General features: G+C 35.6%; 16 protein-coding genes and 1 pseudogene. 9 read left to right on the forward strand and 8 right to left on the reverse strand.

Translation table 11 applies throughout. From position 1 onward, the window contains the following. Window positions 1-3 precede the first annotated feature (3 nt). Window positions 4-444, reverse strand: coding sequence for a hypothetical protein (locus ACNF4Z_RS02000; protein WP_458327567.1), 441 nt, complete (start codon window positions 442-444; stop codon window positions 4-6). Window positions 445-995: 551 nt separating this feature from the next. Between ACNF4Z_RS02000 and ACNF4Z_RS02005 the strand changes: the two genes are divergently transcribed. The 4 genes from ACNF4Z_RS02005 to ACNF4Z_RS02020 all read left to right on the forward strand — a co-directional run bounded on the left by ACNF4Z_RS02005 (window position 996) and on the right by ACNF4Z_RS02020 (window position 2,835). Further along, window positions 996-1,208: a hypothetical protein gene (locus tag ACNF4Z_RS02005; protein WP_458327568.1), complete on the forward strand. Its 213-nt coding sequence runs from the start codon at window positions 996-998 to the stop codon at window positions 1,206-1,208. 126 nt (window positions 1,209-1,334) lie between these two features. Next, window positions 1,335-1,559, forward strand: coding sequence for a hypothetical protein (locus ACNF4Z_RS02010; RefSeq protein WP_458327569.1), 225 nt, complete (start codon window positions 1,335-1,337; stop codon window positions 1,557-1,559). Between the two features lie 153 nt (window positions 1,560-1,712). Then, entirely contained in the window at window positions 1,713-1,964 is a 252-nt protein-coding gene (locus ACNF4Z_RS02015; protein WP_458327570.1) for a Mu transposase domain-containing protein, read from the forward strand. 175 nt (window positions 1,965-2,139) lie between these two features. Beyond that, complete coding sequence (locus ACNF4Z_RS02020) at window positions 2,140-2,835, forward strand: ATP-binding protein (RefSeq protein ID WP_458327659.1); 696 nt, start codon at window positions 2,140-2,142, stop codon at window positions 2,833-2,835. 80 nt (window positions 2,836-2,915) lie between these two features. Here ACNF4Z_RS02020 and ACNF4Z_RS02025 read toward each other — a convergent pair. Continuing rightward, window positions 2,916-3,044: pseudogene (locus ACNF4Z_RS02025) on the reverse strand (transposase); the annotation flags it as partial. A gap of 263 nt (window positions 3,045-3,307) precedes the next feature. Between ACNF4Z_RS02025 and ACNF4Z_RS02030 the strand changes: the two are divergent. From ACNF4Z_RS02030 to ACNF4Z_RS02040, 3 genes are all read left to right on the forward strand, one after another. Beyond that, entirely contained in the window at window positions 3,308-4,495 is a 1,188-nt protein-coding gene (locus tag ACNF4Z_RS02030) for an AAA family ATPase (protein ID WP_458327571.1), read from the forward strand. Between the two features lie 5 nt (window positions 4,496-4,500). After that, window positions 4,501-5,028: a hypothetical protein gene (locus tag ACNF4Z_RS02035; protein WP_458327572.1), complete on the forward strand. Its 528-nt coding sequence runs from the start codon at window positions 4,501-4,503 to the stop codon at window positions 5,026-5,028. Window positions 5,029-5,260: 232 nt separating this feature from the next. Next, window positions 5,261-5,488: a hypothetical protein gene (locus tag ACNF4Z_RS02040; protein WP_458327573.1), complete on the forward strand. Its 228-nt coding sequence runs from the start codon at window positions 5,261-5,263 to the stop codon at window positions 5,486-5,488. Here the strand turns inward: ACNF4Z_RS02040 and ACNF4Z_RS02045 are convergent. Next, entirely contained in the window at window positions 5,478-5,765 is a 288-nt protein-coding gene (locus ACNF4Z_RS02045) for a ribonuclease P (RefSeq protein ID WP_458327574.1), read from the reverse strand. The genes ACNF4Z_RS02040 and ACNF4Z_RS02045 overlap by 11 nt on opposite strands. Before the next feature lie 36 nt (window positions 5,766-5,801). Between ACNF4Z_RS02045 and ACNF4Z_RS02050 the strand changes: the two genes are divergently transcribed. Beyond that, complete coding sequence (locus tag ACNF4Z_RS02050) at window positions 5,802-6,467, forward strand: phosphoglycolate phosphatase (RefSeq protein WP_458327575.1); 666 nt, start codon at window positions 5,802-5,804, stop codon at window positions 6,465-6,467. On the opposite strand, the gene ACNF4Z_RS02055 is transcribed toward ACNF4Z_RS02050, so the two are convergent. From ACNF4Z_RS02055 to ACNF4Z_RS02075, 5 genes are read right to left on the reverse strand one after another with little or no spacing between them, the layout of a single operon-like run. Then, a complete protein-coding gene (locus tag ACNF4Z_RS02055; RefSeq protein WP_458327576.1) occupies window positions 6,433-7,701 on the reverse strand; it encodes a dihydroorotase in 1,269 nt (422 codons plus the stop codon). The two genes, ACNF4Z_RS02050 and ACNF4Z_RS02055, sit on opposite strands and share 35 nt — an antisense overlap. Next, window positions 7,691-8,323 carry a 7-carboxy-7-deazaguanine synthase QueE gene (locus ACNF4Z_RS02060; RefSeq protein ID WP_458327577.1) on the reverse strand — a complete coding sequence of 211 codons (633 nt, stop codon included), beginning with the start codon at window positions 8,321-8,323 and terminating at the stop codon, window positions 7,691-7,693. Before ACNF4Z_RS02060 ends, ACNF4Z_RS02055 begins: the two co-directional genes overlap by 11 nt. Continuing rightward, window positions 8,323-9,069, reverse strand: a complete 747-nt coding sequence (locus ACNF4Z_RS02065) for a dihydroorotate dehydrogenase electron transfer subunit (RefSeq protein WP_458327578.1) — start codon at window positions 9,067-9,069, stop codon at window positions 8,323-8,325. The genes ACNF4Z_RS02060 and ACNF4Z_RS02065 overlap by 1 nt, the downstream gene beginning before the upstream one ends. After that, window positions 9,066-9,971 (reverse strand): dihydroorotate dehydrogenase, encoded by a 906-nt coding sequence (locus tag ACNF4Z_RS02070; RefSeq protein ID WP_458327579.1) that lies wholly within the window; start codon window positions 9,969-9,971, stop codon window positions 9,066-9,068. Before ACNF4Z_RS02070 ends, ACNF4Z_RS02065 begins: the two co-directional genes overlap by 4 nt. A 28-nt stretch (window positions 9,972-9,999) precedes the next feature. Further along, window positions 10,000-10,482 (reverse strand): hypothetical protein, encoded by a 483-nt coding sequence (locus ACNF4Z_RS02075; RefSeq protein ID WP_458327580.1) that lies wholly within the window; start codon window positions 10,480-10,482, stop codon window positions 10,000-10,002. A gap of 159 nt (window positions 10,483-10,641) precedes the next feature. Between ACNF4Z_RS02075 and ACNF4Z_RS02080 the strand changes: the two genes are divergently transcribed. Continuing rightward, entirely contained in the window at window positions 10,642-11,448 is an 807-nt protein-coding gene (locus ACNF4Z_RS02080; protein ID WP_458327581.1) for a universal stress protein, read from the forward strand. Window position 11,449 lies beyond the last annotated feature (1 nt).

Here is an 11,449-nt window from a genome sequence, read left to right on the forward strand (position 1 = left end):
AAATTACTTTGTTATGAGTGCAATATTCCTGCTAAAATCATCTACTTCTACCTTCTTTATCTCAAATTCATCATTTCCTCTTATTCGGACGCTCAAATCCTCCAGAATCATGCCTGAGAGGGTCAACTCGGGGACTTTCTTAAGCCCACTTTCAATCAGATATTTGCTGATGTTCACTGGTCTTGAGGTTGGTCCGACCAACCATCCAAAGATTTTGTTCTCTTTTATGTAGCGATTTTTAACGGAATCTATAACTTCTCTGTAATTTACCTCATCAAGGTCTGCCAACCCCACAGTGTTCAGAAACGCATTATCAACCTTAGAAATTCTCACTTTAACTCCATCTATATTAAGCGGCACTAAGGCACCATCAGGAAGGTGATCAACATTTAGACCATTGCATGTCTCATCAATCCCCCTTATCAACTTCTGGCGATTTAACATAAATGTTCAAACAGTTGTCCCTATTTCCATATTTTATGCTTTCTAATTTCGTAACGATTCAGACTGATGCGCTACACTTTTACCTGAATGTAGCATAATGCACCGATAGATCCATGAATATAATGATTATATTAATCGAGTAAGTTTCCTAATTTCCTATTGATTTGTTCCAGGAATACCATAACCTGATAATTTCTACCTTTGACTTAAACAATTATGCTTTTTCCCTCTACTTTCAATGAAATTTCTTAAAAGATTCATAGCTAACCTATCCATTGATTATCTTCAATGCATGTACATTGTAAGCAAAGCATGGAAAAATGAATTTCACCCTCACACGTTTTGTAAACGCCGGTTCATACTTGTGCATTTTCGCCGGAATAAAAGTGTCCCCTATCGCCGGTTTAATTTTGACCACTCTCCATGCAATACAGAAGTCTGAGTTGTATGATCTGGACTTGGATAATGATACTTAATATGAGAGAGAAAGGAATAAACATTAAGTCAATAGCCAGGGACCTGAATATATCCAGAACAATGTCAGGAAATATATGAAATCAGAATCATTAGTTAAAAGGAAAAGAAACAGAAGATCAAAGCGTGATCCATACAGGGACATGATAAGAGAACTAATGGAAAGGCACAACCTATCCACTGTAAGGATGCTGGAGGATATAAGGAAGAGGGGATATGATGGAGGATACAGAATCCTGAAGTATTACTGCCATGAACTCAGGAAGAATAGAGGGATACAGGAAATATAAAGGTATGAGATAGAACCGGGAAAGGAGTCACAGATGGATTTCGGTGAATTCGGATATATTGACATGAATGGGAGGCAAAGGAAACTCTATGCATTCTCCATTATACTCGGATAATCAAGGATATGTGTGGAATTCATAACAGATATTTCAAGAGAGAATGTCATTAAGATACATATGAATGCATTTCAATTGTTTGGAGAATTCACTGACAGAATACTCTTTGACAACATGAAGCAAATTGTCATAGATCGTAAGATCAAGACAACGGAATCAACATTCAATTCTAAATTCATGGATTTTGCTGAATACTATGGAATTGTAATAAGATTATGCTATCCATACAGGCTTTAAACAAAGGGAAAGATTGAGAACACAATCAAATATCTGGGAATCAACTTCTTCAATGGAAGAACATTTTCTGATCTGAATGATATCAACATGCAGTGCAATGAATGACTCCATAAGGTTAATTCAGGACTACATGGAACAACTCATGAAATACCTGTGGAAAGACTCAAAAAAGAATCACTCAATACTGTATCAACAGCACTAGGATACATGACAAGGAAGGAAAAGGTGATAAAGGCATCCACATACTGTTATGTATCATACAGTGGAAACAGGTATTCTGTTCCATGGAAATATGAAGGAAGGGATTGCAAGATAATTGAGGAATCATCCATTCTCAAAATAGATATCGATTCCATTTATGTTGCTGATCATTTAATACTAAAGGAACTGGAAGGATCTCAATGAATTAGGAATATTTTGAATGACTTCTCAAGGCAGTAAGAGAAGAGAATTCTGCAATATACGAATAGCATGATGAAACAAGTGATCTGAAGAGATATGAAGATGTGATCTGATGGATTCATATGAAAAAGTCCATTAATACCTATCAAGGCTTGGAATCACAACAATTTAGAACACTATCCACAGTTATCTTGAATCATCACATGGAAAAACTGTAATGGAGATACTTGATCATCTTCTATTAGTGGGATTAAAACATAAGATATCAGGGAAGTCAGAGAACGTGCTAAAGTTTTCCGGCTTCCCATTCCTCAAGACAAAGACTGATTTTGATTTCTCATTCCAGCCATCCATTGACAGATCAGTGATTGATGAATTCATGACAATGAGGTATATAAACAACAACTGGAATATAGTATTCTTAGGATCGTCTGGAGACAGAAATACTCATTTTTCAATTGCACTTAGAATTAGATCAATAATGTCAGATATTCCTGCATATTACATATCAGCCATGAAACTTGTGCAGACCCTGAAGAAAGATTATGATCTGAAGAGACTTGAATACAGAATAAGGACATATTCAAGATTCAAACTTATGATATTGGATGAGATTGGATATCTTCCATTGACAAGGGAAGAATCAAACCTGTTTTTCCAATTAGTATTAACAAGATATGAAAAGAGATCAACCATATACACAGGCAACAAATCTTTTTCAGAACTGGGTGAAGACCTGGTAGATTCAGTAATGGCAGCTGCTGTCCTTTCTCGCATATTGCATCATCACTGCACTGTAATAAACTTAAAGGGTGAATCATACAGTCTGAAGTACAGGAAGAAGAATTCATTACAAACAATTAAGAAGGAGTGAAAAGGGGGATGAAAACTGTATATGTACGGAGTCAATTTCAAACCGGTGATTTTGCACAAATCTTGATCGGTGTTTACAAATTGGTACTTTTCAAATAGTGCTGTCTGGAATTCATTATCCCAATCCCTTGGAATCTTCAGATAATTGATCTTTCCGTATCTTTTTCAAATATTCTTTTCGTAATATCCATTCCTTGATCCCTTATTCTCTTAAAGGAATGCCTGTATCTCTCAATTCATGATAGATTCCATGAACTCCTTCACTGTCTTCCTTACAATTTCCCATATACTTTTATCAAACTCTTCCATTATTCATTGCCTCCTGTGGTTGTTCTAAGGAGGCATCCTTTTATGTTTAATGAAATGTGTTAGTTGTTGATGGAGTTATTTCTCTTGTTCTCACACAAAATTTGAGATAATATCTGGATTTTCTATGAGTCATAATTTTATAGTTGTAGTTAATAAAGATTAAAATGATAAAAAAAATAAAAGTTCTAAACTTTAAAAGTATTAAGAGTTTAGAAATTGAACTTTCTAATCTAAATGTTATCATAGGCCAAAATGCATCAGGCAAATCAAATTTTGTGTCAGTATTTCAATTTATTCGAGATATGGCAAGAGATGGACTTTTAAACGCCATTTCCTTGCACGGAGGTATTGAATATCTGATAAATTTCAATAGTGCTTCAGAGGAACCATTAGAAATAGAGATTACATTTGAAAAGAATCGTTTGAGATTTGGTACTAAACTGGAGGAAGTAGACATTAGTTTTGTAAATTATAAATTAATGTTGTTTCCATCAAAAGGAAAAAAAGGATTAAAAAAGTATAAAGAAGAAGTTACAGTGAACTTGAATTCCAAAGGAAAAAAAGAAGAAATAATCATAGTCTCAGACAACGGTCATGTCAATGAGGGTAATCAACATACAAAACTTATCTATGAAATATTTCCATTATTACATTTGACAAAAAGCAGTGAAGGGAAGAAAAATAAAATCACAATGGCCGAGTTGCCTCCACTATCATTTATTATGGGAGCTACTGATAGATCCATACAGATATATGACTTTGATCCAAAGCTTTCTAAGAAAGCCATACCTATTGCGGGAAGAGCAGATCTTGAATCAGATGGTAGCAACATAGCTTTACTTTTAAAAGGAATCTTGTCAGACACAGAAAAGAGGAAGAGATTTTTGCGTTATTTGAGAATTTGCCTTCCATTCATTAAGGAAATTTTGGTTGAACCTCAGGCCGACAAATCATTATTGTTCAAAACTATCGAAACATACAATTCAAGAAAGAAACTTCCTGCAGCCTTAATTTCAGATGGCACAATTGAAATAATCTCCATCATTTACGTCCTATTTTTTGAAAGTAATCAATTGATTGTGATTGAGGAGCCGGAAAGGGATATTCACCCGCGTTTAATATCAAATCTAGTACCTCTTTTTAAGGAAGCTTCCCAGAAGAAACAGATAATTATTACAACTCACAACCCTGAAATACTGAGGGAAGTGAGTTTAGAGAACATATTCCTTATGAGCAGAGATTCCGATGGGGACTCAAAGATTACAAAGGCTTCCACAATTAAGGAATTAAAAGAATTTATAAAGGATAACATAGATATTGGTGACATCATCACAGATGGTATCTTTAATTGAATTATATGCCATTTGATGTTATTTTCGTAGAGGGCTTTTATGATGAATTGTTTGTAAGTAATATAATTTCCAAAATGGATATAAATCCAGTACCTAAAATTATAAGGTATGCCGGAAAGGAAAAATCGAAGATAAATGCCTATATTAAAGTAATCAATCTTAATTTCGGAAATTTTATATTTTTATCTGATTGTGATCCCGACACGAATCCAGATCCTTTAAGCAAGGTCAAAAAATTACAGAGGATATACCCAAATCTAAAGGAGGAACAGATCTCTTTAGTATTTCCAGAGATTGAAGGATGGTATATTGCAGGGCTGGACGATTATTCCAGGAAAGAAATAGGCATGCGAAAATTACCTAAACCTAATGAATGTACCAAGGAAAAATTCAGGGCATGCTTACCGAAAAAAAGTGATATGATAGAAATAATGACACAAATTTTAGAGAAATTTGATATGACAAAAGCCATGACCAATTCAGATTCTTTTAGAACGTTCATTAAAAAACTAGAAAAATTTTGGAAATCATAGCCTTCTAAGTAGCTTTTGTCTATTGATATTTAATTAGTTGTATTTCTTATCCAGCCTCAGCAAGTTGAATATTAAAGAATTTTATGCTTATTGTTTCAAATGATTCAAAAGTTTTCCGTCATTGAATTCCCAAATCGTACTTGCACGGACCTTATGGATATTATTAATAAAAATCGTTCAAATTTAACAGTAAAAATATTATATAATATTCTACAATCTCGCAAGGATAATAATGAAGACTTATCTCGATGTTACTTTCTCAAGTGAAGGCGCAAAACCCAGTGAAGTTATAAACAGGTTGAGATCACTGGGCTTCAAACCAATAATTGGAGAGCATGATATGGTGTATGAATGGGGACATACGGCAACTGAGGAAGATTCACTATGGTTCGCGGATAAGATACAGGCGACTCTAGAAGGTTTCAGGGTTTTATTTCATATTGAAACTGTCAGCGACTGATCCTGTACCTTTTTACATTACCGCATAGGTTGCATTTAACATTCACATATCCATTTTTAATTCTTACCCTTGTTAATGTGCCAATTGGATTTTTGCATTTTTTGCAATAGCTCCTTTTTATCTTTGATGGCAAAGTTATATCCATCCTTCTGGCTATTCTCTCAATTAGAATGATTGCATTTTTTCTTTCCACTTTGGAATTTCCATTTTCAACAATACTGTAAAGGTATTGAATCCTGTTTCTGGCGATTTTCTGTGTGTAATTATCCTTCCTCAACTGAATGTTATTTTATACCTCTTATAATTACTTTCTGTGATAAGACTGGTTGTTCTTGATATAGATGGTACAATAACTGAAAAAGATCAGAGTATTTCTGAAAATACATTGTTTTATCTGAGAAAACTTAAGAATAAGGTTTCTGCAATCTGTTTGGCAAGCGGAAATGTATTACCCGTAATGATAGGTATAAAAAACATTACAGGAATTGGTGATTCCCTTGCTGCTGAAAATGGAGGTATGTTTTTTCATAAAGGTAATATAATTAAAAAATTTAATAAAGAAGGCCCCTATAAATGTTACGAAAAGTTGCATAGGGAGCTTGGAGCTGAAGAATTCATTACCAATAGGTGGAGGGAAACATCCGTAAGCTTCATACTTAATGGTATTCATGATTTTTCTGAGTATGAAAAAGAGTTTAACGTGAGAATAGAAGACAGCGGTTATGCAAAACACATTATGAACAGAGACCAGAGTAAATTATCTGCAGTTGAATATTTCAGGGAATCTTATGGATTTGAAAAGGAGGAGGTTCTGGTATGCGGAGACGGGGAAAACGACATATCAATGTTTTCAGGTGGATATCATACGGGGTGCCCCTCAAATTCATTCAATACTTTAAAAAAAATATCAGAATATGTTTCAGAAAATAGTTATGGAAAGGGGCTCATTGAAATTCTGGAGTACTATTCACTTCTTTGAAGTTTAGATATTTTCCCATTGGTTCATCAATAAATTCGTAATTTTCTATTGCTATCTCGCCACCCATCACAACTGTTGAAGGAAAGATTGCATAAAAGCCATCAAAAGGAGTTATTGGATTCTTTGAGTGAAGCCTGTTCTGATCTATTTTCTTCTCATTTGAAAAATCCACAGAGATGAAATCTGCCCTCATGCCAACGTCAATTTCCCCCTTCGGGATTCCAAAATAACTTGAAGGAAATTTTGAACCAGTATTCAAAAGGGTTTCAAGTGGTAGAATTTTTCTTCTCACAAGTGAAAGCATTATGGGTATTCTTGTCTCAACTCCAGGTATACCTGCTTTTGCAAATTGAAATTCCTCTTTGTCCTTCTCCTGATGAGGAGCATGGTCTGAAGAGAGTATATTGATCTTTCCATCCAGAAAATACTGGAAGTTTTTTTCCATTGTCCTCTTTTCCCTCAGTGGTGGATTTACCTTTCCTAATGAACCGAGGTCCATATTGTCATGGAGAAGCATGTGATGAGGAGTCATCTCTGTTATTATGGAACTCCCATCAATATTTGTGACATCACTCACATGTGCCATTATTTTTCTCTCCGCCTTAACTTTCAAAATTCTTTTCACTGCCTCTTCTTCACATTCTGATGGTCTTTTGAGATTGTATTCTCTGGTGTTTTTAGCTTCAATGTTCACATTCTTTTCAAGGCAATCTAGGGTTTCACCGTGAAATATAACAGGTTTTCCGTATTCATTCAGAAAATTGTCATTTCCATAATCAATATCCGCACCTTTGGTGTTTGTACTCTCCCCCATGTAAATTTTTATTCCGCAATTTTCATCCGGCATTATTGAACCGTTTGTACCGTCGTACATTGCGTAAAATCCATAATCAACGTATGATCTTTTGTTTATTGCAGATTTTTTTCTCATAAATGTTTCATAATCTCTGATAGGTTTTCTATTATTTGGCATGTCTAATACAGTGGTAGTCCCACCAAAAAGTGCGGCAAGACTCCCGGTACTGAAATCTTCCTTTTCAGTCTCTCCAGGATCCCTGAAATGCACGTGAATGTCTGTGAATGCAGGGAGGATACCGCCAGGTATTTTAATTGCCCTACCATGATTTATGGATTGAGAAATTTTAGTTATGTAACCGTTTTCAGTATGTACATATAGGTCCTTGAACTCATTTTTGTAATAAAAACGCCCTTCATATACAACCTCAAACACCACTCTTATCACCCCAAATGAATTTGTGTTCCTGCATCATAAACCTGCCCCTCAATTTTCTTTTAAGGAATTCTTGGACAAGCATCTGGTAATCTGAGCCATAAGCTGGCTGTATTATTATTTCAACACCGTCAGGTATCCTTTCCTGAAACCTCTGTGAATATTCAATGTCCCTTAAATCAGAAACTACAAACTTCACATAGTCCTTCCCACTCCTCAGAAAGTTCAAATTGTTGGGATAAAATCTTTTTTCCTCCCCTGAAGAAGGGGTTTTGATATCCATATCTATATAAAGTTCCGAAATTGACGTGTATTCTTCTATTGGTAATGAACCTCCAGTTTCCAGAAGTATATTTTTTCCATTGCTTGAAAGATAGTTTGAAAGGATTAAGGTTTCTTTTTGCAGGAGGGGTTCTCCTCCAGTTATACATATCCATTTTTCCCACACTGAAAGAGCTTCTTCCTTCAGGCTTTCAATATCCTGTTCAAACCCATTCTTAAAGGAATAGGTTGTGTCGCACCATTTACATCTCAAATTGCACCTGTTGGTACGGATAAAATACATAGGTATTCCTGTGTATATACCCTCACCCTGTATACTGTGAAATTTTTCTGTCAATAACATCAGAAGAATATCCTCCTTCCAGAAACCAGCAATCTTGTCCTTCCAAATTCATTCATTTCCCTTAACTCATTAATAAAAAAAGTCGGGCCATCCCTGCATACCTGAAAACCGTTCACAGAGCAGGAATCACATATTCCAATGCCACATTTCATATGCCTTTCAAGTGAAAACTGTACATTTTCGTACCTTCCTGAAAGCCTGTCATATATTGACTTCATCATAAGTTCTGGGCCGCAAACATAAATCATATCAAAATCTCCAGGATTCACCTTACTCAGACCTTCATATGCAAATCCTCTGACCTCTGTAGAACCGTCCTCTGTAACACCGATTACCTGTCCTTTTCTAAATTCGTTCATGAAAAGAAGATCAGAGGCTGTTTTTCCGGCAATTATTCCATATGTATTTTCATCTATCAATGTTCTCAGGGATGCCATTCCACTACCACCCCCTATCACAAGTTTTTTTCCAGGAACTAACTTGAATGGCCTGCCATATGGTCCTCTTATTCTGAAAGAATCACCTGGATTCATCCTGAAAATTGCACTTGATGTTGGTCCGAATTCCTTTATTGTTATGCATTTTTCATCACCAAGCCTTGAAAGAGAAAGTGGAATCTCCCCTCTTCCAGGAACCCATACCATTGTGAACTGACCTGGTTTTATCTCCTGATCCCATTTGAAATATATACTTGATACGTTATGACTCTCTTTTACAACTCTTTCTACAAAAACCATCTGATTCATGCCATTGCCACCCCAACCATATCCTTTATGCTATGGTATCCTTCTTTATTCATAAAACCCGTTATTCCATCATTTATCTCTCTAAACACCTCTCTACCCTTTCTCCAAATGGCTGTTCCAACCTGGAATGCTGACGCTCCTGCCATTATGTATTCAACAGCATCTTCCCATGTGGTTATGCCTCCAACACCAATTACCTCCATTCCTGTCTCTTTCTTCACCTCGTAAACAGCCCTAAGCCCTATGGGCTTTATTGTGGAGCCTGAAAGCCCACCGTATATGTTGGAAAGAACAGGTTTTTTGAATCTAATATCTATTCTCATTGCTTTCACTGTGTTTATAAGTACTATTGCGTCAGCATCAGAACATGCATATGCTGAATCCACGTATGAAAAGGTAGCCGGACCTAACTTAGCCCATACTGGAATTTTAAGAGAACCCTTCAGATTTTTCAGTATTCTTCTCACAAGTGGAAGGTCGGAACCAACCTCTGTTCCAAATCCTTTAACATGAGGGCATGAAAGGTTCAGCTCAATGGCATTTACACCAAAATCCTGCATTTTTTCACCTATTTTCAGGAATTCGTCCTCTGTGGATCCGAAAATACTTCCTATGATGGGTTTGCCGCCCTTTGATGCAATTTCAATCTCATTCCTGTAATTTTCAATACCAGGATTTGGAAGTCCCATTGCGTTTAAGAGGTAATTTTCCCCCTCATATATCACAGGAGATTCGTAGCCATTTCTCTCAGTCATTCCTATTGATTTGGTAACAACTGCCCCAGCACCATCTTCCATTATTTTCAGCATTGAGTAGCCATTTTCATCCAATATTCCTGATGCTAAAATTGACGGATTCCCAAGTTTCAGGCCCCCCGCAAATGTAAATAGCTTTTCCTGCATTGATGGTTAATGTATCATACAATAATATTTATTGGCAAAGATCTTTCAAATCCTCAGGAAAATTTTCAAGAGGTATTACATTGCTGAATTTTTCTGGCTGTGTCCCATAATAAAAGTATATTCCTGGTACATCATATACCCTACATGATAAGTACATTTCACCCCCAAGATTTCTGAACTGGGACGCTATAAATCTTGAGTTGCAATTCATCACTATCTCATCGGAAGAATCAAGAAATCTCCTTACTGTGCCCTCATCAAGGGTATGATTGATCACCACTCTTGATGCCCCTGATACAAATATATCCACAAGATCCCTTTCTGTGTATGGAAAGGCCAGTAGAGTCATTTCAATAAATTTAGCAATTTTTCCATAAATTTTAAAATTGAATTTTCCCCTTGTTATTGCATCGTAATCTATAACAAATGCTTCGTCATCAGGATAGGATGCCAGAGCTGTACCACCCTTAACTCCAAAAACATGATCATCTTTTATCAAAAGGCAGTTCACATGTGGTAATATTTATTTTGTTAAAATGTTTTGCCTGTCATTACTTATCATACATTAATTATAATATATAAAGAATAATTATTTATTTTATAGTCTCATCAAAAAGTTACATGAAAATATACAAAATATTTTATTATTATTATGTCATATCTTTCAAATATGGAAGAAACCTCATCTTACCTTTCAAAAATTGAAAGAATTCTCGTTCCCATGGCAAAGGGGGAGAGTTCAAGGAGGGCATTTGACATTGCAATGGAGTTTGGTAAAACACTTCATTCAAACATTACTGCACTCACACTGAAGGAGGAGGTTAAGGAGGTCACATGGTCAGACAAGGTAGCAATAGTAACAAATGCTTATAAAATAGGCAAAAACCAAGGAATTAAGATTATTCCAAAGGTACAATCTGCAAGAAGCATAAAACAAGGTATTGTTGATGAAATAAACTCCAAGGGTTACGATCTCGCTATTTTCAGTGCAAGGATAAGGGACTCCATGTCTTCTTCTCTGCTTGGAGGAATAGGCGACTATATAATTAAAAAATCCAAAAATACTGTTGTGGGCATAGGTATAAAAAATGGGAAGTACCCCTACGATAAAATACTTGTTCCATTAAGCGAGAGACTCAATACAAGAAAGAGTCTGTACATTTCTGGACTTTTTGCCAAAATACTGGGGGCAAAACTCATAATTATGGATGAAAGGGAACTGGACAGGAAAGTGGTACACGGTTTTAAAACACTGATTAAAAATGAATTCTGGAAAGATCTAAATGTAGAATGCGAAATAATAAAGGGAGCGGGAGAAAATATTGTTGAGGATGTTGTTAAGAAGGCTTATGTAACTGGATCAAACATAATATTTCTGGGGGTAAGACCCGATCAATACTCAAATGTCCGTATCAATTCCGACATTAAAAAAATATTGAGGGAATCACATACAGACGTTGCAATAGTTAAAAGATGAT

It is taken from the genome of Caldiplasma sukawensis (genome assembly GCF_052315375.1).
Classification (GTDB): Archaea; Thermoplasmatota; Thermoplasmata; order Thermoplasmatales; family Thermoplasmataceae; genus Cuniculiplasma.